Source organism: Actinoplanes sp. NPDC023801 (assembly GCF_040639655.1).
Classification (GTDB): Bacteria; Actinomycetota; Actinomycetes; order Mycobacteriales; family Micromonosporaceae; genus Actinoplanes.
This window is the reverse complement of sequence record NZ_JBFAAI010000034.1, coordinates 52,078-74,955: the sequence shown is the minus strand read 5'-3', so window position 1 is coordinate 74,955 and position 22,878 is coordinate 52,078. Positions and strand designations below refer to the sequence as shown.

General features: G+C 71.0%; 23 protein-coding genes. 12 read left to right on the top strand and 11 right to left on the bottom strand.

Features of this window, described 5'->3' with window-relative positions; genetic code table 11:
* The first annotated feature begins 2 nt into the window (after positions 1-2).
* Positions 3-989: a pyridoxamine 5'-phosphate oxidase family protein gene (locus AB0G04_RS38130; protein ID WP_360993521.1), complete on the top strand. Its 987-nt coding sequence runs from the start codon at positions 3-5 to the stop codon at positions 987-989.
* Here the strand turns inward: AB0G04_RS38130 and AB0G04_RS38125 are convergent.
* Together AB0G04_RS38125 and AB0G04_RS38120 are read right to left on the bottom strand one after the other, a co-directional pair.
* A complete protein-coding gene (locus tag AB0G04_RS38125; RefSeq protein ID WP_360993518.1) occupies positions 917-2,350 on the bottom strand; it encodes a Dyp-type peroxidase in 1,434 nt (477 codons plus the stop codon). The genes AB0G04_RS38130 and AB0G04_RS38125 overlap by 73 nt on opposite strands.
* Positions 2,347-3,699, bottom strand: a complete 1,353-nt coding sequence (locus tag AB0G04_RS38120) for a hypothetical protein (protein WP_360993515.1) — start codon at positions 3,697-3,699, stop codon at positions 2,347-2,349. Before AB0G04_RS38120 ends, AB0G04_RS38125 begins: the two co-directional genes overlap by 4 nt.
* 29 nt (positions 3,700-3,728) lie before the next feature.
* Here AB0G04_RS38120 and AB0G04_RS38115 point away from each other — a divergent pair, with 29 nt between their 5' ends.
* Both AB0G04_RS38115 and AB0G04_RS38110 read left to right on the top strand, forming a co-directional pair.
* Positions 3,729-3,881 carry a hypothetical protein gene (locus AB0G04_RS38115; protein ID WP_360993512.1) on the top strand — a complete coding sequence of 51 codons (153 nt, stop codon included), beginning with the start codon at positions 3,729-3,731 and terminating at the stop codon, positions 3,879-3,881.
* Positions 3,878-5,230 (top strand): phospholipase D-like domain-containing protein, encoded by a 1,353-nt coding sequence (locus AB0G04_RS38110; RefSeq protein ID WP_360993509.1) that lies wholly within the window; start codon positions 3,878-3,880, stop codon positions 5,228-5,230. The genes AB0G04_RS38115 and AB0G04_RS38110 overlap by 4 nt, the downstream gene beginning before the upstream one ends.
* Positions 5,231-5,284: 54 nt before the next feature.
* Here AB0G04_RS38110 and AB0G04_RS38105 read toward each other — a convergent pair whose 3' ends face one another.
* Positions 5,285-6,997 carry an ABC transporter ATP-binding protein gene (locus AB0G04_RS38105; protein ID WP_360993506.1) on the bottom strand — a complete coding sequence of 571 codons (1,713 nt, stop codon included), beginning with the start codon at positions 6,995-6,997 and terminating at the stop codon, positions 5,285-5,287.
* A 53-nt stretch (positions 6,998-7,050) separates the two neighbouring features.
* On the opposite strand from AB0G04_RS38105, the gene AB0G04_RS38100 reads away from it, so the two are divergent.
* Positions 7,051-7,599, top strand: a complete 549-nt coding sequence (locus tag AB0G04_RS38100) for a helix-turn-helix domain-containing protein (protein WP_360993503.1) — start codon at positions 7,051-7,053, stop codon at positions 7,597-7,599.
* A 29-nt stretch (positions 7,600-7,628) separates the two neighbouring features.
* Here AB0G04_RS38100 and AB0G04_RS38095 read toward each other — a convergent pair whose 3' ends face one another.
* The 3 genes from AB0G04_RS38095 to AB0G04_RS38085 all read right to left on the bottom strand — a co-directional run bounded on the left by AB0G04_RS38095 (position 7,629) and on the right by AB0G04_RS38085 (position 10,876).
* Entirely contained in the window at positions 7,629-8,474 is an 846-nt protein-coding gene (locus AB0G04_RS38095; protein ID WP_360993500.1) for a hypothetical protein, read from the bottom strand.
* 318 nt (positions 8,475-8,792) lie between these two features.
* Positions 8,793-10,376, bottom strand: a complete 1,584-nt coding sequence (locus tag AB0G04_RS38090; protein WP_360993497.1) for a PH domain-containing protein — start codon at positions 10,374-10,376, stop codon at positions 8,793-8,795.
* Positions 10,373-10,876: a PH domain-containing protein gene (locus tag AB0G04_RS38085; protein ID WP_360993494.1), complete on the bottom strand. Its 504-nt coding sequence runs from the start codon at positions 10,874-10,876 to the stop codon at positions 10,373-10,375. The genes AB0G04_RS38090 and AB0G04_RS38085 overlap by 4 nt, the downstream gene beginning before the upstream one ends.
* Positions 10,877-10,949: 73 nt before the next feature.
* On the opposite strand from AB0G04_RS38085, the gene AB0G04_RS38080 reads away from it, so the two are divergent.
* Positions 10,950-11,567, top strand: a complete 618-nt coding sequence (locus AB0G04_RS38080; protein WP_360993492.1) for a M23 family metallopeptidase — start codon at positions 10,950-10,952, stop codon at positions 11,565-11,567.
* A 98-nt stretch (positions 11,568-11,665) separates the two neighbouring features.
* Positions 11,666-12,061 (top strand): hypothetical protein, encoded by a 396-nt coding sequence (locus AB0G04_RS38075; protein WP_360993490.1) that lies wholly within the window; start codon positions 11,666-11,668, stop codon positions 12,059-12,061.
* Here AB0G04_RS38075 and AB0G04_RS38070 read toward each other — a convergent pair.
* Complete coding sequence (locus AB0G04_RS38070; RefSeq protein ID WP_360993487.1) at positions 12,049-12,705, bottom strand: TetR/AcrR family transcriptional regulator C-terminal domain-containing protein; 657 nt, start codon at positions 12,703-12,705, stop codon at positions 12,049-12,051. The two genes, AB0G04_RS38075 and AB0G04_RS38070, sit on opposite strands and share 13 nt — an antisense overlap.
* Before the next feature lie 66 nt (positions 12,706-12,771).
* On the opposite strand from AB0G04_RS38070, the gene AB0G04_RS38065 reads away from it, so the two are divergent.
* Together AB0G04_RS38065 and AB0G04_RS38060 are read left to right on the top strand one after the other, a co-directional pair.
* Positions 12,772-12,987: a hypothetical protein gene (locus AB0G04_RS38065; protein ID WP_360993599.1), complete on the top strand. Its 216-nt coding sequence runs from the start codon at positions 12,772-12,774 to the stop codon at positions 12,985-12,987.
* A gap of 91 nt (positions 12,988-13,078) precedes the next feature.
* Positions 13,079-14,374, top strand: a complete 1,296-nt coding sequence (locus AB0G04_RS38060; protein ID WP_360993484.1) for a DUF1343 domain-containing protein — start codon at positions 13,079-13,081, stop codon at positions 14,372-14,374.
* On the opposite strand, the gene AB0G04_RS38055 is transcribed toward AB0G04_RS38060, so the two are convergent.
* Positions 14,359-14,979 carry a TetR/AcrR family transcriptional regulator C-terminal domain-containing protein gene (locus AB0G04_RS38055; RefSeq protein ID WP_360993482.1) on the bottom strand — a complete coding sequence of 207 codons (621 nt, stop codon included), beginning with the start codon at positions 14,977-14,979 and terminating at the stop codon, positions 14,359-14,361. The genes AB0G04_RS38060 and AB0G04_RS38055 overlap by 16 nt on opposite strands.
* A gap of 75 nt (positions 14,980-15,054) precedes the next feature.
* Here AB0G04_RS38055 and AB0G04_RS38050 point away from each other — a divergent pair, with 75 nt between their 5' ends.
* The 4 genes from AB0G04_RS38050 (at position 15,055) to AB0G04_RS38035 (ending at position 19,477) form a co-directional block, all read left to right on the top strand.
* Positions 15,055-15,972 carry a nitrilase-related carbon-nitrogen hydrolase gene (locus tag AB0G04_RS38050; protein WP_360993479.1) on the top strand — a complete coding sequence of 306 codons (918 nt, stop codon included), beginning with the start codon at positions 15,055-15,057 and terminating at the stop codon, positions 15,970-15,972.
* Complete coding sequence (locus AB0G04_RS38045) at positions 15,969-16,973, top strand: agmatine deiminase family protein (RefSeq protein ID WP_360993476.1); 1,005 nt, start codon at positions 15,969-15,971, stop codon at positions 16,971-16,973. The genes AB0G04_RS38050 and AB0G04_RS38045 overlap by 4 nt, the downstream gene beginning before the upstream one ends.
* Complete coding sequence (locus AB0G04_RS38040; RefSeq protein WP_360993474.1) at positions 16,970-18,319, top strand: NAD(P)/FAD-dependent oxidoreductase; 1,350 nt, start codon at positions 16,970-16,972, stop codon at positions 18,317-18,319. Before AB0G04_RS38045 ends, AB0G04_RS38040 begins: the two co-directional genes overlap by 4 nt.
* Before the next feature lie 93 nt (positions 18,320-18,412).
* Complete coding sequence (locus tag AB0G04_RS38035) at positions 18,413-19,477, top strand: hypothetical protein (RefSeq protein ID WP_360993471.1); 1,065 nt, start codon at positions 18,413-18,415, stop codon at positions 19,475-19,477.
* Here the strand turns inward: AB0G04_RS38035 and AB0G04_RS38030 are convergent.
* The 3 genes from AB0G04_RS38030 to AB0G04_RS38020 all read right to left on the bottom strand — a co-directional run bounded on the left by AB0G04_RS38030 (position 19,474) and on the right by AB0G04_RS38020 (position 22,862).
* The gene (locus AB0G04_RS38030; protein WP_360993468.1) at positions 19,474-20,931 is read right to left on the bottom strand and encodes a multicopper oxidase domain-containing protein; all 1,458 of its coding nucleotides are present in this window, start codon (positions 20,929-20,931) and stop codon (positions 19,474-19,476) included. The genes AB0G04_RS38035 and AB0G04_RS38030 overlap by 4 nt on opposite strands.
* 171 nt (positions 20,932-21,102) lie before the next feature.
* The gene (locus tag AB0G04_RS38025; protein WP_360993465.1) at positions 21,103-21,765 is read right to left on the bottom strand and encodes a response regulator transcription factor; all 663 of its coding nucleotides are present in this window, start codon (positions 21,763-21,765) and stop codon (positions 21,103-21,105) included.
* Positions 21,762-22,862 (bottom strand): sensor histidine kinase, encoded by a 1,101-nt coding sequence (locus AB0G04_RS38020; protein WP_360993462.1) that lies wholly within the window; start codon positions 22,860-22,862, stop codon positions 21,762-21,764. The genes AB0G04_RS38025 and AB0G04_RS38020 overlap by 4 nt, the downstream gene beginning before the upstream one ends.
* Positions 22,863-22,878: the final 16 nt, after the last annotated feature.

Below are 22,878 nucleotides of genomic sequence, written 5' to 3'. Positions count from 1 at the left end.
AGATGGCGCATCCGGGGGAACTCACCCTGCAGCGCCGCGCCGGGGTCACCCGCGACGGCTGGGGCTCGGCCGGGACCGGCCCGGACATCCCAGCGGTCGCCGGGGCCTTCCTCGCGCGGCAACGGCTCGTGGTGATCGCGGCGACTGACGACACCGGCGCCATGTGGGTCACGCCGCTCAGCGGTCCGCCCGGCTACGCCACCGCTCGTGACGAGCACACCGTCGTCATCGACCGGCTGCCCGAGGACGGCGACCCGCTCCACGGGCTGTTCGGCACCGAGCGTGACATCGGCATGATCGCGATCGAGCCGGCCGAGCGCCGCCGCATGCGGGTCAACGGCCGCGCCCGTCAGGACGGGACCCGGCTCGTCATCCGGACCGAGCAGGTCTACGCCAACTGTCCCAAGTACATCTCCACCCGTACCGCCGAAGAGGAATCAGCCCGGGTGAGGGGCGCGGCCACCGCGACCGACCGGCTGTCCGGCGCGCAGCGGCGCCGGATCTCCACCGCCGACACCTTCTTCATCGGTACGGCAGCGCCCGGCCTGGGAGCCGACGCGTCACACCGTGGCGGCCGCCCGGGATTCGTCACGGTCGACGGCGGCCGGCTCACGTGGCCGGAGTACGTCGGCAACGCGATGTACATGACCCTGGGCAACCTGCTTCTCGACCCGCGGTGCGGGCTGCTCTTCCTCGACTGGGAGGCCGGCCGCACGCTGCACCTGACGGGTCGAGCCCGGATCGACGACGACCCGGTGCGGGCCGCCACCGTGCCGGGAGCCCAGCGACTGATCGATTTCGACGTCGAGCGGGTCGTCGAGATCGACGGCGGACTGCCGTTCGCCTGGACGTTCGGCGAGTTGTTCCGCCACAACCCGCCGGTGCCCCCGGCCGGCGTCCGCCTCGCCGGGGCTCGTCAGGCGGCAAGCACTCGCAGCGCTGACAGCGACGGGGTGAACAGGTACGCGCCACCGCGCGGAATGACGTAGTCGGCGAACGTCGACACCTCGCCGGGCAGCAGGCGGGCACGTCGTGCGGTGCCCGCCCGCACCCGCCCGATCAGCAGGTCGACACCGTTGTCGAGGCCTTGCCGGGGCCGGTCCGGGCTGCCGGCCCACCGCTGGGCGAGCAGCTCGAACTGGCTGACCAGGTCGGTCTGATAGCAGAGGAACAGCAGGCCACAATCCCCGTCCCCGGCTACGCCGTAGGTGATGCCCCGCCGCAGGATCGCGAACGTGAGAGTCGCTGACGGCGGCCCCTTGTCGGTCTCCTGGTCACGGGGGTTGACCTTGCGGATGTGGGCGGAGAGCGGGCACCGTGCCCCGTCCGGGTCGGCGTCGGCGCCACGCGGCCCGCCGGGAATCGCCGGTACGGCCGTGTCGTACCCGAAATGGTTGAGCTCCGCACCGGTCGCATCATCGGTGCGAACCAGCGGGCGCCCGTCCGGCCACCGCCCGACCATCTCGGCCCGCAGCCGGTCCGGGTCGACGCCGAGCCCGGCGGCCATCCGCCCGGTGTCGGCCCGGAACCCGGGCACGTCCTGCTCGAGTTTGCGGTACACGAGCAGCGACCCGTTACGTGCCAGGCCGGGCGCCCGCCGTGCCGGGGCGGACCGCACCGGATCGGTCTCGCTCTGCCGGGGCAGTCCGAACAGGAACTGTCCCGGCCAGACGAGCACGTCCCCCGGCCCGGCATAGGCCCGGTGATCGGGCATCGACGGCATCGGAAGGCGTTCCACCAGCGGCGTGCCGTCGGCGTCGACAACCCCGCGCAGCACCGGCTGGGAGATCCCGTCCCGGAACCCGAAGTGCTCGACGTCGCCCGGCAGCCGCCGGCCCTGCTGGTCGTGGACCGGTTCGCAACGGGCCCGAACCGCCGCCGCGCGGATCTCCTCGACGGCTGCGGCCAGCCGCTCGAGGTCCTCCCCGGCCGTCATCACCAGGATGTCGATCTCCCGGCCGGGCCCGCCCACCGTCCAGTCGCCCGGCGGCGGATCACGCAGGTAGCCGCGCCGGGCCATGCCGGCCGTGAACGCCTCGTCGATCGTGGCCAGCTCGTCGTGCCCGAGCATCCGCAGCGTCCGCGCCGACAGGGCCACCGCCGTCGCGGGCCGCCCGCTCAGCCGGGATCGGGCGGTACGGCCCCGGCGCACCGCCCGGCGGGCCGCGCGGTCGGCCAGCCCGCGCCGGGCCGGAGTGATCCGTCCCGCCAGTTCGGCCAGCAGTGCCCGGGCCGCGCCCGCAGGCTCGTCGCCGGGCAGCCGCCAGCCCAGCAGCCACTGATGTTCGTGACCGAATCCGGGCAGCACGTGCGCCTGGATGTCGTCGAGATCGAGCAGCGGTTCGGTCACGCCGTCAATCCCGCCCGGCGCACCGCACGATTCGCGACACCGGCGGGGGGAACCACGGCTGCCTGTCCGAAGGCGCTGTGCCAGCCGTCCGGGCACTCGAAACCGATCGGGACCAGCCGGAGCACGTCCGGGTTGTCATCGGCGGCGCAGCACCGCTGATCGCACGGGATCGGCGGCGGCGCCCCCAGCCCGAGATCGGCGGCCGCGCCGAACAGCGACATGGTCATCACCTCGGCCAGCTGCCCGCCGTGTTCCAGGGGCAGGCCGTTGACCAGGACGTCGTCCAGGCCGAAGGCGGCGCCCGGCGGCGGGGCGAACTCGGCCCGCACGGTCCGGCCGCCGGTGCCGCGGACCGGCCGCCACCAGGAAGACACGTCCTCACCGTCCGGCCCGGACACGGCCGCGTCGTCGAACGACGCGATGTACAGCCCGATCGGATCACGCAGCGTCACCGACAGCCCTGTCCGGACCAGGTCGTTCACGTCGGTGACGATGGTGGGGTCACTTGACCGGTTCGGATCACCAAGACCGGCGCAGCAGACCAGCCGCCCGGCGTCGGTCACCGGCGAGCCGTCCGCGCCGGCACGCGGCACACTGGCCGCGGCGGCCAGCGAGATCTCCCCGTGCAGGCTGTTCTCCGGATGGGTCAGATGTGCGAGCCCGGCCACGGTGTTCCATTTGTTGTACGGGTTGTACGCCCCCTTTTTCCGGAACGGCTGCAACGGGTCGCCGGGTTCGCGACGGTACGCGATGTCCGTACCGAAGAAAAGATCTTTCTTGCGCACCTGAGGTCCGACGAGTTCGCGGTAGAGGCGGAGCAGCAGCACCCGATCCCCGTCGACCCGGAACTCCTCCGGCACCTCGGCGACATCGAACGCCGCGGTGCCGTCGGCGAGGAACCGCCAGTACTCGTGCCCCTCGGAGGTGAACACGATCCGCGCCATCCGCCCGGTCGCCGGATCGCGTTCGACGAACCATTCGCAGTATTCGTCCTGAGGCCGGTACAGCAGCACGATCTCTTCGGCCGCACCGTCCCGGACCGCGTAGAACGTCACCCCGTAGTAGTCGCCGAGGCTGCGGAACTCGTCGGCCGCCCGGCGCGCAGCGGCCGGATCGCCGGGGTGCCGGACCTTGACCGGGCGGGGGAAGGCGTCCCAGCTGATGCGGCGCTCGGTCAGTGGCCCGGCGACGCGCAGCGGGTTGGCGAAACGCACGTCACCGGCACCGCCCACCTGCCCCGCGGTTCGCTCGATCATCCGGTCGAACCAGGCCGACACCAGCGCCGACCACCCGGCCAGCCGCCGTTCGTCGAGATCGCGTACCGCACCCGGCGTGTCGAGCTTCTCCATTCCGGAATTCAATCATGGGCGCGCCAGAAATGATCATCATCGACTGTGGACAGACGACGATGACGCCGCCGGAAAGCATTGTTCTGATGCGGCGTCACGATCCCGCTCGTCATTTCATTGCGGGAAACGGCACAGTAGTCGTCGCACCGTCGCCGGAGCAAGGTGCGGGGCAGAATCGATGACCGTTTTCATCTACGATGACCGCTCCATGCACGTCGAAGGAGCAGATTTGCGGTTCACCACCCTCAGGCGGCTCGCCGTCACGGCATTCATCACCGCCGCGACACTCGCCGTTCCGGCCGCCGCCCACGCGGCCGAGCCCGACCCCGTCCTCAACAAGGCGGTGTTCAACGATCCGGCCGGCACGAAATCCCAGCAGAACGCGATCTACCAGCAGGTCGCCCGGCTGATCGACCGCATTCCGGCCGACGGCGAGCTGCGGATGTCGATGTTCCACTTCGCCCCGCCGGACACCGCGGACACCGCCGAGGACCCGGACATCGTCGACCGGCTGAAGCGGGCGAAGGACCGCGGCGTCGCCGTGAAGATCGTCGTCGACCAGGCGTCGAACGGGTTCACCGCAGTCACGAACCTGCGGGATGCGCTCGGTACCGACGACACCCAGGAGTCGTTCATCGTCTCGTGCGACGACTACTACAAGGTGCCCCGCGGCTGCATCGGCACACGCAGCTACACCTGGCCGAACGGCGGCGGCACCGTCCCGGCCTACAACCACAACAAGTTCATCGCGATCTCCAAGCTGACGCTGAACAACGGGACAGTCGTCCCCGGCGTGGTGTACCAGGCGTCGGCGAACATGACGCTGTGGGACGCCAACGAGGGCTACAACAACGCGCTGACGCTTGCCGACCCGGCGCTGTACGGGGTGTACCTCAAGTACCACAAGGACCTGGTCGGCGCCCGGCACAGCGCGACCGGCAACCCCAACTACTACACCGACAGCGGTGACACCAGCGTCCACCGGGCGTTCTTCTTCCCGCGCCGCGAGGCCGGCGGAGAGGCGTTCACCGGTGGGACGACGGATCCGATCGTCAACACCCTGAAGGGCGTCACCTGCTCGTACAAGGACGAGGCGGGGGTGACGCGCCAGACCGATGTGCGGGTCATGATGCTGGACTTCAACCGCACACCGATCGCCGAGCAGTTGCTCAAGCTGCGCAAGGCGGGCTGCTGGATCGACGTCGTCGCCACCAACCTCAGCGATGGGGTGATCGGTGCTCTGGCCGACGACACCACGAAGGTCCAGACCACCCGGTGCAACTGGAAACTCGCTGAGGGCCTGGACATCCGGGTGCACCACAAGTACATGCTGATCGACGGCGCATACTCCGGGGACATCACTCCGCGGACCTACACCGGCAGCCACAACCTGTCCTGGTCCGCACTGCGGCAGGCCGATGAGGCGCTGCTCCGGATCACGGGACGGCCCACCCACACCGACTACCTGAGCAACTTCTGGTCGGTACGGGACACCTGCCGCGCCAAGACGCCGGGCGGCGCGATCTACTGAGCCGCCGGTCCGGGGCGCTCGCGCGAGCGCCCCGGACCGGATGTACCGGCGGTGTCAGGCCAGGGCCGGGTCGGCGGCGATGCGCAGTGCCTCGACCAGGCGGCGGTACAGGTCGTCGGTGGCGTACAGCTCGGTGTGGGTGCCCTGGGCCCGGACCCGCCCGTCCTCCAGGACGATGATGCGGTCGGCGTCGAGGACCGTGGACAGGCGGTGGGCGATCGTCACCACGGCACCGTTCGCCGCGTGCGCACGGATGCAGTCCTGCACGGCCGCCTCGGTCAGACCGTCGACCTGGGCGGTCGCCTCGTCCAGCAGCAGCACGTCGGGGGTACGCAGCAGCGCGCGGGCCAGCGCGATCCGCTGCCGCTGACCGCCGGACACGTCGGTGGCGCTGAGGGCGGTGTCGAGGGCCTCCAGGCGTACGGCGGCCAGCGCGTCGCGCACCTCGTCGGAGGTCGCGTCGGGATGGGTGAACCGCAGGTTGTCCGCAATGGTGCCGGGCAGTACCGGGGTTTCCTGCTCCACATAGGCGAGCCGCCCCCGGACCTCGTCGTGCGTCCACTCCGGGTAGGGCCGGCCGTCGAGCAGGATCCGCCCGCCGGTGGGTTCGAGGAAGCGCAGCAGCAGCGAGAACAGGGTGGTCTTGCCGGCCCCGGACGGTCCGACGATGGCGGTGTGGCCGCGTCGCGCGATCTCCAGGTCGATCCCGTTCACCGCGGGTGCGAGGTCGGGGCCGTAGCGAGCGGTGACGTCCCGCAGCACCAGCACCGGCCCGTCGTCGTTCGTGGGGCCCGGCTGGGCGACGGCCGACGACGGCTCCAGGCCGATGGTGTCGAGTTCGTTGATGCGGCCGGCCGCGGCGATGCCGGACTGCAGGGCCGTCAGATTCTGGGTGAGCTCCTGGATCGGGCCCATCAGCTGGAAGACGTAGAGCAGGAACGCCACCAGCGTCGACACCTCCAGCAGCCCGGCGCCGGCACGCCAGGCGCCGACCGCGAGGATGAGCATCACCGACAGCTGAACGCCGGACCACGAGATGGTCCACACGGTCGCGGACACCCGGGCGGCACGCACGCTGTGCGCGGCGGCGTCCCGGGCGTTCCCGATGATCTTCTCGCTCTGCCGGTGCTCGGCACGGCTTGCCTTGACGGTACGGATGGCGCGTAACGATCCCTCGAGGCTGGCCCCGAGCTGCCCGACCGACTCCTGTGCCGCCGTCTGCGCGACGCCGATCCGCGGCAGCAGCCAGGCCATCAGCGCCCCGACCACGACGACCGAACCGAGGGTGCACGCGAGCAGGGTCAGATCGAGGACCCCCATCAGTACGAGTGTGCCGACCAACCCGATGCCGGCGTTGATCAGGCCGACGAGGCTGCCGGACGCGGCGTGCAGCAGCCCGGTGTCGGAGGTGACCCGGGTGACGAGCTCGCCGGTGGGGCGGCGCTGCAGGTCGAGGACACGGGCCCGGAAGTAGCGACGGATGATCGAGGTGCGGGCGTCGAGGACGATCTGTTCGGCGAGGGTGCCCATCACGATCCACTGCCACAGCCCGATGGCCGCGCCGATGACGACGAGCACCGCCAGGACACTGACCGGCGCCACCAGGTCGACGCCGTCGGCGAAGCTGTCGAGCACCCACTTGGTGACCAGGGGGGTGGCGAGCCCCGCGGCGTTGGCGGCGAGGCCGAGGGCCAGGCCGAGCAGCATCGTGCGGCGGTGCGGGCGGAACACGGTGAGCAGGGTTCTCAGACGTGTGGAATCCGGCATACCCGCAATGGAACACCGATGTTCCAAATTGGGCAAGTGTTATTCTGCGCGACGTGACGACCGTCCCCACCGGCAGCCGGGCCCGTACCCGGCAGGCGATCCTCGACGCCGCCGTCGAAGTGCTGGCCCGTAACCCGTCGGCCTCCCTCGGGGACGTCGCCGTCGCCGCCGACGTGGGACGCACCACGCTGCACCGCTACTTCCCGGAACGCAGCGATCTGATCATGGCCCTGCACGCGTTCGCGAACGAGCGGCTCGCCCTGGCCAACGCCCGTGCCCGGCTGGCCGAGGGCCCCGGGGCCACCGCGCTGCAACGGCTCTGCCGGGAGTATTTCGACCTCGGCGACGTGCTGTCGCTGCTCTTCCACGAGCAGGTGAGCCTCGACGATCAGGGCAGCGTTTGCGACGAGGACTTCGAGGCGATGGTCCGGCGCGGCCACACCGATGGCAGCATCGACCCGGAGCTGCCCGCACTGTGGATCCAGAGCCTGCTCTGGTCCCAGCTCTACGCCGGCTGGAGCTACCTGGCCGAGCACGGCGTCTCCCGCCACGAGGTCCTGCGCCTGGTGACCCGATGCATCGGCGGGGCGGTCCGCCCCTGACAGCCGGGTCCCGCGGCGCGCAGAGCTGGTCAGACAGCTGTGGGTGAGGTGGCGGCTGCGGCGGCGATGCGGTGCAGGAACGGCTGGTGCTGCCAGGACGGGCCGCCCCGCAGGTAGGCGAACAGGACGGCGTGGACCGCCGCCGGTGGGCCGGTCAGCATCAGCGGTTCGGTGTCCGGAAAGGTCATCACGCAGCTGGCGTCCTCGAGGTAGTACTCCATCACGACCGTGTGGTCGAAACGCAGCCACCGGCCGTCGACGCAGCACCAGGTGGTGGAGGCGGTGACGATCACCCGGATGGTGCGGTGCTCGCGCCACTGCGTGCGCGCCATCGCCGCGGCCCGGGATCGCCCGATACTGTTGCCGACGAGGTTGCCGATGGCCGCGCCGGCGACAAAGGCAGGGGAGCCGAACGCGACGCTGAAGCCAGGCTGGAACGTCACGTCCATGCCGTAGTAGCGGGCATAACCCATCACGGTGTCCAGGTAGACCGGCTCCGGGCTGATGAATCCGCCGGCGACGACCTGCTGCGGCGGCAGCCCACGGCTCAGCGCCGTGTACACGTTGACCGCTGTCTCCCAGCCGACCTGGTGCACCCTCATGATCTGCGGTACGGGCAGGGCGCGCCCGATCCCGTAGCCCAGCCCGTACACCAGCAGCGTCGGCGGTGAGCACACGCCCACGACTACGGCGCAGACCCGGCGTCCGGCGGCGAACCGGTACCGCCGGCGGCCCTCGGTGATGCCGATGAACAGTGCGACCACGATGGTGGCCATCATCGTCCACACGGCAAGGACAGCCAGGCCGAACAGGCCGTATTCCGCGCTGCACGGGCCGTCGTACCCCTGCTGCTCCGCGCCGGGATGCGCAGTCACGCAAGCCTGCCAGCGATGGATGAGATACCAGGCCACCGGGTTGAGCGGTATGACAACCGCGGTGAAGACCCAATACCGGCCCGGCCGTCGAACATTCCCCGTTGTCATGGTCGTCGATCATTCCAGAACCGCGGACGGCCGGGTGCACCCTCCCGGCCGTCCGCGGACCGTCCATATCGGGGTGGGCGGCGTTGGCGAAAAGTGGCCGCGGCGCACGACGGCCAGCACCACGATCCGAGCGGCACGCGGGTGATGGCCTTGCTGGAGGCGTTCGAGCAAGGTGGACTCCAAACGTCGGCGGAGGCAGCCGCTTCTGGTTCACCCTTCCGCCGGGCCGGACCGCGCCGGGTGCGCCGGCACGGGCTGAGAAGCCGTAGCGGCGGTGATTCCGTCGAAGGCGGTGCCGGACAGGTGTGGTGCGGCCTCGGTGACGAACCTGAAGGCCTGGTCGACGCTCATGTCGGGGGACGCGTAGTGGCGGGCGCCGGCCGCCGTCGGGATGCCGACCGTCATCCGGCCAACCCAGAGCTGGAAGATCGACTGCGTGATGGTCCAGCCGATCACGGCCCGCTGCTGGAGGGCGACCGACCGGCGGTGGAAGATGCCGGTGCGGATCACCAGGTAGTCGCCGGAGACGTTGTGGCCCAGCGACCGGTACGCCACCACCGCGAGCGGGACCGTCAGCGGCACGAGCAGCAGCGGCAGCAGCCACCACCGCCCGGGGATTGCACCGCTCAGCGTGAAGAGCAGCAGGAAGCCGGACGTCAGCGCGGGGCCGTACAGCGCGGAGCCGATCCGGCGTACCAGCGCTCCGCGGGGATGGCGGCGTAGCTCCGTCTCGAGCGGCCGGGCGCCGTCCGGTAGAATGCGTGCCGCCAGGTCGCGGGCCTCGTCGAGGCGCAGACGGGGCAGGACGTCACTGACGGCGGCCTCGCCCACGTCACGCAGGCCGGTGGACAGAACCCGGGTCCGGGCCAGGTGCAGCCACCGCCACAACAGTGGCTCGTCGAAGGCGATGCCCCGGATCCGGCGGTCGGCGCGCTGCACGGTCCGGGTGGTGAGCAGGCCACGCCGGGTGACCAGGGCCGTGTCGGGCGCGGTGCCGGTGCGCAGGAGGGTGAAGTTCCAGTTCTCCGTGATGAACCTGCCGGTCTGCAGGGCGATGCCGACGGGGTAGGCGATCAGCAGCCCCAGCACGACCAGCCAGATCAGGGATCGGCCGTCGAGCAGATCGCGGGCGATGCCGACCAGGTCCACTCCGAACGGACGCAGTAACCAGTGCAGCAGGAACAGCGGCCCCAGCACCGCGAACACCGACCACACGCTGACCACGTTGAGCGGCACCCATTGCCGGCGCAGGCGGGCGATGACCGTCTCCGGGTCGGGCCGGTCGACCGCGGCCGGGCGGGCATCTGCCTGGTCGCCGGGGACCGCTTCCGGGGCCGGCGAGCCGTCCGGTTCGGCGCGCGTGCCGGGCATCAGTTCCCGGCGCAGGCGTTCGGCCTGCTGCTGGGCCAGGCCGTTGAGGTCGAAGGACGCGTCCGCCTCGCCGGAGCCGACGTGCACGGTACGCAACCCGAGCACCCGCTGCAGCAGGCGAGCCGACACGTCGACGGTCCGGATCCGGTCGCGTGCCACGATGCGATGCTTGCGGGCCAGCCAGCCGGTGTGCATCTCCACCTGCCGGCCGGTGACCCGGAACCGGGTGGTCCGCCAGGTGCTGAGCGTGCCCAGGGCGCCCAGGACACCGAACACCGACCCGGCGACCAGCGGCCAGATCGGGTCGTCGCCGACGGTGACGCCGAGAACACCGGCCGGCAGCGACAGCGCGACCCGGGCCAGGCCCTGATAGACGACCCGGATGTCGAGACGCTGCCAGACGGTCTCGTCGGCGGTGCTCATGTGGCGTCCCCGGCGGTCGCCGCCGCGATTTCCCGGAGCCGGTCGACGGTCGCCTCGGCGACGGCGACGGCCACCCCCTCAATCGTGATCTTCCCCTCCGAGGAGGCCGTGGTGACGCTGATGGTGGCCAGGCCGAGCCGGCGCTGCAGCGGCCCGACCTCGGTGTCGATGCTCTGGATACGGGAGATGGGGACGATCCGCCACTCCCGGGTGAGCCAGCCACTGAGCGCGTAGACGGCGTCGTCGGTGGCCTCCCACCGGTGCACCCGGTAGCGCCAGGTCGGCATGACCGTGATGTTGACCGCGTAGATCACGCCGAGGATCAGGAGCACCGGACCCAGCCACGGGCGCGTGACCTCGGCCCGGCCATAGATGGCGGTGAGCGTCCCGAGCACGCCGGCTGCCCAGAGGATCGCCTGCAACGTACGCCAGAGAACGAACCGGCGGTCCAGCCGGTGCCGCGGCGGCCGGAGGCTCGGTGGTGCGGAAGTCTCGGGCATGGGCCCATGGTGACCGGTCCCCGCCAGAGCCGGCCGCCGGTGCCTGTTGCCGTGCTCTGTCAGGATCAACCGCGTGACAGCCCGCCCCACCCGGAACGTGCCCGGGATCGCCGCGGTCGTCGTCGTCCTGATCGCCATCGCCGTGATCACCGCGGTGAACTGGCCGCGGCTGCAGCCGCCCGGCCCGCGACCCGCCTTCCAGATGCCCGTCAGCTGCGGCGAGATGTGGATCATGGGGACCTATCCCGGTCATGACGACTTCGACATCGACTTCTTCCCGACGTCCGGCTCCGCGTGGGGCCGCCCCGTGCTCGCCGCGTACCCCGGCACCGTCACGGAGGCCGGCGTCAACGGCACCCTTGGCTCCCGCACCCCCGACAACCCGAAGGGGCCGCACGGCACCGGCGCCGGCTACTGGGTGAAGATCGACCACGGCGGGCGCTGGGAGACCCAGTACCTGCACATGCTCGAACCGCCGTCGGTGAAGGAGGGCGACCGGGTCGAGCAGGGCGAGCAGATCGGGAAGATCGGCAGTACCGGCAAGTCGGGCGCCCCGCACCTGCACTTCGAGCAGCGCGCCGGCGGCGAGAAGATGGAGGCCTATTTCGCGGGCCAGCCGTCCGGCATCACCCGTGACGACCGCGAGTACTCCGTGCGCCGCAAGAGCCAGAACTGCCCCGCCGCAGGTTGACCACAAGCTCCACCCGGCGCGGCTTCCAGCTTCGCGCCGGTGCCGGGTGACGTGCGCGCTCATTTGCCTTGGCCTGCGGATACGGTCAGGATGCGGGTGTGAGGATAGTCGGCTGGTTCGTAGGTAGCCGGCTCGCACGGATCTACCTGATCGCCGTGACAGTGATGATCGTGTGGGCCATGGTGACCTTCGCCCGGCATGGCCAGCCGGCAGCCGACGTCCATATCTTCGGCGCCCTGCTGATCACCGGGCCCGGTTCCTGGCCGCTGTTGGCGGCCGCCGGGCGGTGGAACGGCAACACAGGAGTCTTTCTGGGATGCGTCGTGGCGGGTGCGCTCGCCAACGCCGCGTTGCTCAACTGGGTAGCGGCGGTGATACGCCGGGAGCGCGCCGTGGCCGGATCGGGCGACGGCGCACTGCCACCCGGGCGACGCGATGACGCCGGGAGCCGGCCGGACGGGCCACTTCCCGCAATCGGTGGTCAGACTCGATGAGCGGGGACGAGCGCCAGGATCGCGTCGAGGCCCCGGCCGAACAGCAGGTCGTCAGGCCATCGGGACTCGTCGAGATGGCCTGACCCCGCGAGGGTGGGGTAGGTGTCGGCGGCGATCGGCGGCCGGGCCGTGCCCTGGTCCGGGGCGGTCCGGCGCCAGGCCGTCTCGGTGGCCGCCGAGCCGATCACGAAGTTCGCCAGCAGGCGGGTGATCACCGCCAGCCGCTCGCCGTCCAGGCCGCCGCGGACCAGGGCGCCCTGCAGGAACTCGGTGCGGGTCAGCACGTTCGGCCCGATCCACGGGCGGCCGATCAGGGTCGGCGCCCACGGGTGGGCGAGCATCGCGTTTCGCCACCCGTGGATCAGCGTGCGCACGTCAGCGGCCCAGTCGGAGCCGGCGACCGGCAGCGGCACCCCGCCGAAGATCTCGTCGACGGCCAGGTCGAGAACGTCGTCCTTGGTGTCGACGTGCCAGTAGAGGGCGGTCGACGTCACGTCGAGGCGCTGGGCGAGGCGGCGCATGGTCAGCGCGTCGATGCCGTCGGCGTCGAGCAGTTCGACGGCCGCCACCACGATGCGCCCACGGGTCAGCTGGGGAGATCGGCGGGGGCGATCGGGTTCGGGGCGTAGCCAGATCGAGGTCACGCGACTATCTTAGGTTAACGTTGGTAAGTCAGGTTACCGACGTTCAAGGAGGCCGTCGTGCCGGTGATGCGCATCCAGTTGGACAGTGATCGGCGGACCGCCCGCCGAGTCATGAACCTGCACCTCGCCGGGCGTGGCGACCGTGACTCTGCCGACGCGGCGCGGGAGGCGGTGTGGCGGCACGGTCGTACCCCAGCCGGTGAGCCGGTCTTCGTCGGCGTCACCAACGGCGAGCCGGTCCGCCTGCTGTACGACGTCGAGGTCTACCTGGAAGCGACCTAGACCCGCTGGATGTCGTGACCTCTCGCCGCCGGAGACTCACAAGATCGGCGTGTCCGCCTTTTGCTGATGGGCGACTTGTACTATTTGTGCAATGCGGCGGCGAGATGTACTGATGGTGGCTGGTGGGGCGCTCGCGGGCGGTGCCACGGGTTCGGCGCGACGGGCGTCGGCCGGAGCGGTCACAGCGGTCCGGACCGGCATGGAGCGGCGAGCGGCCGGAGCGGTCACAGCGGTCCGGACCGGCATGGACCGGCTGGCCGCCGAGGAGTGGGCGGCGATCCGTGCGGAGCCGGTCGGGGTGGTGTCGAACCTGACCGCCGTCGACCGCCGGTACCGGCATCTCGTGGACCGGATGCACGCCTCCGGCGTACCGATCGCCGGCATCTTCGGGCCCGAGCACGGTTTCCGCGGCTCGGCGCCGGCCGGTGGCAGTGAGGGCATGGGTACGGACCGGCGCACCGGCCTGCGCGTGTACGACGGCTACCTGGCGACCGTCGACGGCTGGGCGAAGATGTTCACCGAGGCCGGGGTGCGGACCGTGGTGTTCGACATCCAGGACGTGGGAGCGCGGTTCTACACGTACATCTGGACGCTCTACGACTCGATGGCCGCGGCCGCTGCCCTCGGACTGCGCTATGTCGTGCTGGACCGTCCGAATCCGATCGGCGGCGCCGCTGCCGGGCCGATGCTGGATCCCGCCTTCGCCTCGGGCGTCGGCAAGCGCGGGATCGTGCTGCGCCACGGCATGACCGTCGGTGAGCTGGCCCGTTTCTACCAAGGTGAATGGCTTCCCGGCGTACGTCTCGAGGTGATCACCTGTCAGGGCTGGCACGGCGGCCTCTTCGCGGCCGACACCGATGTGCCGTGGGTGATGCCGAGTCCGAACATGCCCACCCCCGACACCGCGCTCGTGTACCCGGGCACCTGCCTGTTCGAAGGGGTGGCGTCGCTGTCCGAGGGTCGCGGCACCACCCGGCCGTTCGAGCTGGCCGGCGCCCCGGGCCTGGATCACCACTGGCGGGACCGGGTGGCGGCGCACGACCTGCCCGGCACCGAGCTGCGGGAGGCCTATTTCGAGCCGCGGATCGGGAAGTTCGTCGACGAGCTCTGCGTGGGCGCCGAGATCCGCGTCACCGACCCCAAGGTCTTCGATCCGATCCGTACGGCCGTCGCCATGCTGATCGAGGCGAAGCGGTATCCGGGTTTCGCCTGGCGCGACGACGGCGGCCGGGTGCCCTTCTTCGTGGACAAGCTCGCCGGTTCGGCCCGGTTGCGCACCATGATCGACGCCGGCGCGATTGTGGACGAGGTGGTCGGCGTCTGGCGGGGTGAGCTGGCCGGCTTCCAGCGGCGCCGCAAGCCGTACCTGCTCTATCCGCGCCCCTGATCGGACGTCGCCAGGCCGGGCAGGGCGCCGAGAATGAGGCCGAGCCCCAGTTCGAACGCCCGGTCGGCGCGGGCACGGCCCTGCCCGGCCGCGGCGATCGCGGCGACCAGGATCGGTGTGCGGGCGTGGGTGGGGTCCCAGACCTGGTCGGGTGCGGCGATGTCGAGGGCGGAGCCGATGACGAAGCTGTCCAGCACCGTGATCACGTCGAGCAGCCGCGCGGTCGGGATGCCGGCCGCGTGCAGGACGGTGGCGATGTCGTCGTACATGTGCACCACGTCGGGGGAGGAGACGGTGTACGCGGTGAGCATCGGGATGAGCCGCGGGTGGCGGGCGAACGCGTCCCGGTAGCGCCGGAGCAGGACCCGCAGGGCGTCGGTCCAGTCGCCGGGCATAGGCGGCATCGGTTCCCCGGTGAAGATCAGGGCGCGCATCGCCTCGATGATCTCGGTCTTGCCGCTGAGGTGGTTGTAGATCGACGACGGGCGTACCGACAGTGCCGCCGCGACCTCGGCCAGCGTGAATTCCCCCTTCTGGTCGACCAGCGCCAGGGCGGCGGCTGCGATCTTGTCGACCGACAGCTTGGGCGTGACCGGACGACCCATCGGCGTACCCCTTGCGCTCGGGTGAGGAGGACCACCATAGTAAAACGAATGTAATTCGTTAAGTTGAGGTAGGTCATGGAACTGATCCGGTCCGCGGTGTTCGACTCGCCCGCTCGCGTCGACGAGCCGACCCGTCCGCCGCTGCCGGTCGGCCTGGTTCAGCACCACTGGCGCGCCGACCCGGCCGAGCTGCGCGCGGTGCTGCTCGACGGCATCGCACAGGCGGCCGGCGCTGGTGCCGAGGTGGTGTTCCTGCCCGAGCTGACGCTGTCGAGGTACCCGGCGTTCGAGGAACCGGCCGGCAAGCCGGTCGAGTCGGCCGAGGACCTGGAGACCGGGCCGACCGTGGCACTCGCCGCGGAGGCCGCCCGCCGGCACGGCATCCACGTGCACGCCTCGCTCTACGAGAAGGTCGATCTCGGCGACGGCCTCGGCTACAACACGGCCGTGCTCGTCTCCCCGGCCGGCATCGTCGGCCGCACCCGCAAGACCCACATTCCGGTCACCGAAGGCTATGTCGAGGACAGGTACTTCCGGCCCGGCCCGGCGGACGACGCTTACCCGGTGTACCGGCTGGGCGCACCGAACGCCGGCGTCGGGCTGCCGACGTGCTGGGACGAGTGGTTCCCCGAGGTGGCCCGCTCCTACGCGCTCAAGGGCGCCGACATCCTCGCCTACCCCACCGCGATCGGCTCCGAGCCCGACCACCCGCACTTCGACACCCAGCCGCTGTGGCGGCAGGTCATCGTCGGCCACGCGATCGCCAACGGCCTGTTCATGGTGGTCCCCAACCGCACCGGCGACGAGGGACGGATCACCTTCTACGGCTCGTCGTTCATCGCCGACCCGTACGGCCGGATCCTGGTCGAAGCGCCTCGCGACGCCGAGGCCGTGCTCGTCGCCGACCTGGACCTCGACCAGCGCAAGGACTGGCTGACCCTGTTCCCCTTCCTGCGCACCCGCCGGCCCGACACCTACGGCGGCCTGGTGTGAACGCGGACGTGACATGGCGGATGCCGGCCGAGACCGAGCCGCACACCTGCACCTGGATGGCCTGGCCGTCCTCGGGTTACGCCGACGGTGACGATGCCCGGGAGGCGTGGGCCTCCGTCGCGCTGGCCGTCGCCGAGTTCGAGCCGGTGCGGATGGTCGTCGACCCAGCGGCGATCAAGGACGCGCGCAGGTGGCTCGGCGGTGCCGTCGAGTACTTCCCGGCGCCGCTCGACGACGCCTGGATGCGCGACATCGGCCCGACCTTCGTCGTCGGTCCGGACGGTCTCGGCGCCGTCGACTGGGTGTTCAACGGCTGGGGCGGGCAGAGCTGGGCGCGATGGGAGAAGGACGCGCGCGTTGCCCGGCAGGTCGCCGCATGGGCCGGCGCCACGATCATCGGCTCGGAGATGGTTAACGAGGGCGGCGGCATCCACGTCGACGGGCACGGGACGGTGCTGGTCACCGAAACGGTGCAGCTCGACCCCGGCCGCAACCCGGGCTGGACGAAACAGCGGGTCGAGGGTGAGCTGCGCCGCACCCTGGGCGTCCGCGAGGTGGTGTGGCTGCCGCGCGGCCTGGCCCGTGACTACCAGGAGTACGGCACCCGCGGACACGTTGACATCGTGGCCACCATGACCGCCCCCGGAACGGTGTTGTTGCACGTCCAGCCCGATCCGAGGCATCCGGACCACGCCCTCGGCGCGGTGTTACGTGAAGCCCTGCCCGGGGAATGGACCATCATCGACCTGCCTGCTCCGGAGGGCATCGAGGACCGGAACGGTCCAGTTGATCACTCGTACGTGAATCACCTAGTGTGCAACGCCGGTGTCGTCGCCTGCACGTTCGACGATCCCCGGGACGCCGCGGCGCTGGACATCCTGGCCGCCGCCTATCCCGGCCGCCGGGTGATCGGCGTCGACGCCCGGGCGATCTTCGCTCTCGGTGGTGGCATCCACTGCATCACCCAGCAGGAACCAGCGATACCTGGAGGACGTTCGTGACCGACTTCGACGTCGTGGTGGTCGGTGCCGGTGTCACCGGGCTGACCGTCGCGAACCGTTTGCACGCCGCCGGCCGCAGGGTCGTCGTCCTGGAGGCCCGTGACCGCGTCGGCGGCCGGCTGCTCACCGAGGACATCGAGGGCGTCCGCCTCGAGGTCGGCGGCCAGTGGGTCTCCCCGGACCAGACCGCGCTGCTCGCGCTGATCGACGAACTGAAGCTGGAGATGTACTCCCGGTACCGGGCCGGTGACTCCATCTACATCGGCCGTGACGGCGTACGCCGTACGTTCGAGGGCGAGAAGTTCCCGGTCTCCGACCGGACCGCCGCCGAGGTGGAGCGGCTCACCAAGGAGCTGGACCGGCTCGCCGCCCAGATGGACCCGCTCGAACCGTGGAACCATCCGGACGCCGACGAACTGGACCGGATCTCGTTCGCCGCGTGGCTGGCCGAGCAGACCGACGACCCGGAAGCCCGCGACAACGTCGGCCTGTACGTCGGCCCGGCCATGCTGACCAAGCCGGCGCACTCGTTCTCGGCGCTGTCAGCGGTGCTGATGGCGGCCAGCGCGGGCGGTTTCAGTCACCTCGTCGACGCCGACTTCATCCTGGACCGGCGGGTCGTCGGCGGTCTGCAGCGGGTGCCGCTGGCGCTCGCGGCCAGGCTGCCGGAGGGCACCGTTCACCTGGACGAGGCGGTCACCAAGGTCGAATGGTCGGAGGACGGGGCGACCGTCTTCACCGGGCAGGGCTCCTACCGCGGCCGCAACGTGGTGATGGCCGTGCCGCCGACGCTTGTCAGCCGGGTGCAGTACATCCCCGCGCTGCCGCCGGTGCAGGCCCAGATGCGTCAGCACATTTCGTTCGGGCTCGTGATCAAGCTGCACATCACCTACGAGACGCCGTTCTGGCGTGACCTCGGCCTGTCCGGGACCGCGTTCAGCCCGTACTCGCTGGTCCACGAGGCCTACGACAACACCAACGAGGACGTCGAGGGCGAGACCCGCGGCACGCTCGTCGGGTTCGTCTCCGACGTCAAGGCCGACAGCCTGCTGTCGCTCGACGCCGGCGCCCGCCGGCAGAGAGTCCTCGAGTCCCTGGCCGCCTACTACGGCGAGCAGGCCCTGCACCCGGTGCACTACTACGAGAGCCCGTGGGTGGCCGACGAGTGGACCGTCGGCGCCTTCGGTACCAGTTTCGACATCGGCTCGCTCACCCGATACGGTCCTCACCTGCGGTCCGACGTCGGACCGCTCTCCTTCGCCAGCAGCGACATCGCCGGCCTCGGCTTCCAGCACGTCGACGGCGCCATCCGGATGGGCGAGGCGGTCGCCGCCAGGATTCTTTGACCTTGTCCGGTACGGCCGGACACGCTGCCGCCCACCCCGGCGACCACCGGGGGCGGGCGGTGCCGGGACAGATGATCGTCTAGATTTCGTGGTATGCCCGAGCGCACGCACGTGGTCGACGGCGTCGACTGGACGGCCCTGACGCGTGACCCCCGCGTCGCCAGTGGCGTGCCGGCCGCCCTGCACGCCCTCTGGTCGGACGACGAGTTCCCGCGGCGCAGCGCCTACAACTTCCTCGCTCGCGCCCTCGCCCACCAGGGCGAACGCACCCCGATAAGCGTCGCGGCGGTGCCGTTCCTGATCGACGTGCTCGTCGACCCGGCGGCCGGTGACCGGTTCGGTGCCGCGCAGCTGCTGCGGATGATCGCGATCGGCGAGGAGGACTACTGGCTGGTCGAGCACCCCGACGGCGCCGACCGCACCGCGGGCGAGCAGTGGAATCCGGAGGCGTACGCCGCGGTCCGCGCCTATGTTCCGGCCTTCCTGTCGGCACTGGCCACCACCGACCCGGCCGTCCGGCTGCACACCGCGCACCTGCTGGCCTGGTTCCCGGAGGAACGTGACACGGTCGTGCCCGCGCTGGCCCGGGTGGTCGCCTACGAGCCCGGCGAGCACGCCGAGGTGGCGGCGGTCGCGGCGGTGGCCGCGGTCCTGGCCGGTGGCACCGCCGCCGACACGGGACTGGCCCAGGCCCTGGAGTTGCGGCGCGGCGGTCCGGTGCCGACCGAGCGGTGGGCGTCGGCGATCGCGTTGACCCGGATGACCGGCTGGCCCTCACGCCCGGTGCTCGAACAGCTCTACGAGTGTCTGCTGGAGGCCGCCGACCCGGTGCCGAACTGGCCGTACCTGGACGGCGACATGGCCACCCTGGCCGCGCTCACGCTGTCCCGGCTCGATCCCTCCCTGGCCGGCGAGCGGGTCGACCAGCTGGTCACCCGGCTGCGCCGGACCCGGCCCGGCCAGGACCGTGCCACGCTGATCGGCGCGCTCGTCGACGCCGCGTTCCCGCAGCGTGGCGCCAGGCTTCCCCTGCTCACCGACATTCAGATGGCCGCCGTGCGTGCGCTGATCGAGGCGGACGCCTGGGACGACGGCCCGTACGTGGTCTCCCTGCTGGCCGCTGCCGGCCTGCCCGCCGACGGACCGCCCCGGTTCTAGTCGTGGTGGTGCCCGGCCGGGACGGTGCGCGGGACCAGGTGCTCGGTGCCGGGCTCGACCACCACGAACTGGCCCATCATGCCCTTGTCCTCGTGGCGCAGGATGTGACAGTGGTACATGTACGGCGTCACCGGGTCGACGTGCGTGCCGAACCGGACCAGGAGCCGGGCCTTCGCCTTCTTCGGCAGGAACACGGTGTCCTTCGGGCCGGCCTGGTACGGCGGCGGCGCGACGCCGTTGATCTCCAGGATCCGGAACGCCACCTCGTGGATGTGGAAGTTGTGGGCGTACGTCGTGTTGTCGATCTCCCAGATCTCCACCGCCCCGGCCGGAACCACCTCGTCGATCCGGGTCATGTCCATGTCCCTGTCGTTGATCTCCGATCCGCTCAGGCTGAACCGCCGGATCCGCGCGCCGGGCGGCGCGGTGTCCGGGCCGGGTCCGCCGAGCGACGCCGGCACCGCCGGTGAGGGTTTGAGGCCGGCCGTGGCGACGATCCTGAGCAGCGGGAAGTCGTCCTCCTCGATGTCGTTGGCGGACTTCTCCGGCTCACCGCGGCTGTCCAGCACGACCGTCTCGCCGGGGGAGAAACGCGCCACGAACTCCACCCGCTCACCCGGACTGATCTTCACCCGGTCGACGGTGACCGGCCGGTCCAGCGGCCCCGCATCCGCGCCGGTCACCCGGAACGTGCGGCCGTCGGCGAACCCGATCCGGTAGACCCGGGCATTCGACGCGTTGAGCAGCCGGAACCGGACCAGTTCGGTGCGCACCTCGAAGAACGGGTCGCGGGTGCCGTTGATCAGAATCGTGTCGCCCAGCAGCCCGAAGGTGCCGTTGTCCACTCCGCCGGTCGTCAGTTCGCCGTCGTCGCCGATCACCTTGTCCTGCACGATCAGCGGCACGTCGTCGACACCGTACTCGTGGGGCAGCGCCGAGCCGTCCGGGTCGTCGATCAGGAACAGTCCGGCCAGGCCGCGGTACACGTGCATGGCGGTCCTCCCGTGCAGGTGCGGATGGAACCACGACGTGGCGGCGGGCTGCTCGATCGTCCACTCCGGGGTCCAGGTCGTGCCCGGCGGGATCATCTGATGCGGGCCGCCGTCCATCCGCGCCGGGAGCCGCATGCCGTGCCAGTGCAGGGTCGTCGTCTCCGGCAGCCGGTTGGTGACGGACATCCGGACCCGGTCGCCGCGCGTGGCCCGGACCACCGGTCCCAGGTAGGCGCCGTTGATGCCCCAGGTGTCGGTCTCCCGGCCCGGAACAAATGCCGACCGGCCGCTCCGCAGCTCCAGCGCGAATCGTTTCGCGCCGTCGATGTCGATGGTCGGCTCAAGAATCGGCGGAATGCGCAGTCGCTGGGTGAAGTCGCGGTTCCGCGGCTGCTCAGAGCTGCTCGAGCAGCCGGCGACTACGGCGAGAACGGTCAGTGAAAGAAGACTTCGGCGTTTCACGAATACGATCGTGACAGTTTCCGGAGGCCGCCGGAATCGGTTGCTTCCCGCATCCGGAAATGGTTCCCGGGATGTATTCCGGTCGCATGACCGTACATCCCGGGATGTACCGCAGGCCCGCCGGCCGTACGTGGGCAGGTCCTGCGGCAGGCGGGCTCCGGCGGTGCCCCGTCAGGGGAGCCAGCCGGGCAGGGCGCGGCCCGACTCGTACGCCCAGACGACCAGCTGCGCGCGGTCACGCAGGCTGAGCTTCGTGAGGATCCGGCTGACGTGCGTTTTGACGGTCGGGTAGCTGATCGTGAGGCGACCGGCGATCTCCTCGTTGGACAGACCGGTCGCGATCAGGTCGAGGATCTCCAGCTCGCGGGCGGTGAGGGCGGCCAGCTCCGGAGCGGGCGGCGGCTTCAGGCGGGCGGCCATCTCGGCGATCAGACGGCGGGTCACCGACGGGGCGAGCAGGGCGTCACCGCGGGCCACCACCCGTACGGCGTGAATCAGCTCGTCCGGTTCGATGTCCTTGAGCAGGAACCCACTGGCACCGGCCCGGATCGCGCCGTAGACGTACTCGTCGGACTCGAACGTGGTCAGGATGATCACCCGGACGCCCTGGAGGGTCTCGTCGGAGCAGATCTCCCGGGTCGCGGCGAGCCCGTCGACCAGCGGCATGCGGATGTCCATGAGCAGCACGTCCGGGCGCAGCTGCCGGGCCAGGCGGACCGCCTGCTCGCCGTCGGCCGCCTCACCACCGACGGTCATGTCCGGTTCGCCGGACAGGATCGAGCGGAAGCCCGCACGTACCAGAGTCTGATCGTCGGCAAGGGCGACGGAGATCATGGGGGTCCGTTCTCGCGAAGGGGGAGGGGCGTGATCGGTAGCCAGGCGGCCACCCGGAAGCCGCCGCCGGGAGCCGGACCGGCCTCGACGGTGCCGCCGAGAGCGGTGGCCCGTTCCGTCATGCCGCGCAGCCCGCCGCCGGGGGTGAATCCGGGCCGGACCGGTGGCCCCGGGTTGTCCACGGTCACCCGGAGCCGGTCGCCGCATTGTTGGATGTGCACGTCGGCGCTGGCCGCGTGAGCGTGCCGGACCGCGTTGGTGAGTGACTCCTGCACGATCCGGTAGGCCGCCCGCTGCACCGGAGGCGCGAGCTCCGTGGGCGCGTCGACGGTGGAGCGGACCGTCAGGCCGGCGGCCGTGGTGCGTGCGAACAGTCCGGGCAGGGCGGTCAGATCCGGCTGTTCCGCATCGCGCAGCATGCCGAGCACCGACCGCATTTCTCCCAGGGCTTCCTTGCTCGCGGTACGGATGGCGCGCAGCGCCTCGAACGCCGGTTCCGGCTCGCCCGCGTGCAGGGCGGCGCCGGCCTGCACGCTGATCAGCGACAGCTGATGGCCGAGCGCGTCGTGCAGTTCCCGCGCGATGCGCAGCCGCTCCTCGGCGGTCCGGCGCAGTGCCTCGCTCTCCCGGGTCTCCTCGGCCAGCCGGGCCCGTTCCTCGGCGTGTGCCAGGTGGCGGGCGCGTACCCGGGCGAACTCGCCGAGGGTCACGGGCAGCGCCATGATCGGTGTCAGGCTCAGCAGGATCGGGACGGGCTGCCGGCTGGTCGCGGCGAACAGGGTGATCAGGATCGTGCCGCCACCGGCCGACCATGCCGGGCCACGATGCCGGCCGGCCGTGTAGAGGGCGATGGCCGTGTTCAGCACGATCGGCGCGTCCGGGAACTCGAGCGGATAGTAGGCCACCGCGGCCGCACCGGTGACGGCCAGGACGGTCAGCGGGAACCGCCGCCGCACCAGCAGCGCGGCCGAGGCGAGCAGGAGCAGGAGCCAGCCGGCCGGCATCAGCGGGCGATTTCCGCTGCCGGTGTTCATCGTCGCCACGGCGGCGTCGAGCGCGAACACGGCGGCCGCGAGGGCTGCGTCCCGGGCACGCATGACGTCCACTCTAGAA

What these genes read in the sequence shown, in the direction of transcription:
- AB0G04_RS38130 (WP_360993521.1), top strand. Translation starts at nt 3, where the DNA reads ATGGCGCATCCGGGGGAACTCACCCTGCAGCGCCGCGCCGGGGTCACC.
- AB0G04_RS38120 (WP_360993515.1), bottom strand. Translation starts at nt 3,699, where the DNA reads ATGGAGAAGCTCGACACGCCGGGTGCGGTACGCGATCTCGACGAACGG.
- AB0G04_RS38115 (WP_360993512.1), top strand. Translation starts at nt 3,729, where the DNA reads ATGATCATCATCGACTGTGGACAGACGACGATGACGCCGCCGGAAAGC.
- AB0G04_RS38110 (WP_360993509.1), top strand. Translation starts at nt 3,878, where the DNA reads ATGACCGTTTTCATCTACGATGACCGCTCCATGCACGTCGAAGGAGCA.
- AB0G04_RS38105 (WP_360993506.1), bottom strand. Translation starts at nt 6,997, where the DNA reads ATGCCGGATTCCACACGTCTGAGAACCCTGCTCACCGTGTTCCGCCCG.
- AB0G04_RS38090 (WP_360993497.1), bottom strand. Translation starts at nt 10,376, where the DNA reads ATGAGCACCGCCGACGAGACCGTCTGGCAGCGTCTCGACATCCGGGTC.
- AB0G04_RS38085 (WP_360993494.1), bottom strand. Translation starts at nt 10,876, where the DNA reads ATGCCCGAGACTTCCGCACCACCGAGCCTCCGGCCGCCGCGGCACCGG.
- AB0G04_RS38065 (WP_360993599.1), top strand. Translation starts at nt 12,772, where the DNA reads ATGCGCATCCAGTTGGACAGTGATCGGCGGACCGCCCGCCGAGTCATG.
- AB0G04_RS38060 (WP_360993484.1), top strand. Translation starts at nt 13,079, where the DNA reads ATGCGGCGGCGAGATGTACTGATGGTGGCTGGTGGGGCGCTCGCGGGC.
- AB0G04_RS38055 (WP_360993482.1), bottom strand. Translation starts at nt 14,979, where the DNA reads ATGGGTCGTCCGGTCACGCCCAAGCTGTCGGTCGACAAGATCGCAGCC.
- AB0G04_RS38050 (WP_360993479.1), top strand. Translation starts at nt 15,055, where the DNA reads ATGGAACTGATCCGGTCCGCGGTGTTCGACTCGCCCGCTCGCGTCGAC.
- AB0G04_RS38035 (WP_360993471.1), top strand. Translation starts at nt 18,413, where the DNA reads ATGCCCGAGCGCACGCACGTGGTCGACGGCGTCGACTGGACGGCCCTG.
- AB0G04_RS38025 (WP_360993465.1), bottom strand. Translation starts at nt 21,765, where the DNA reads ATGATCTCCGTCGCCCTTGCCGACGATCAGACTCTGGTACGTGCGGGC.
- AB0G04_RS38020 (WP_360993462.1), bottom strand. Translation starts at nt 22,862, where the DNA reads ATGCGTGCCCGGGACGCAGCCCTCGCGGCCGCCGTGTTCGCGCTCGAC.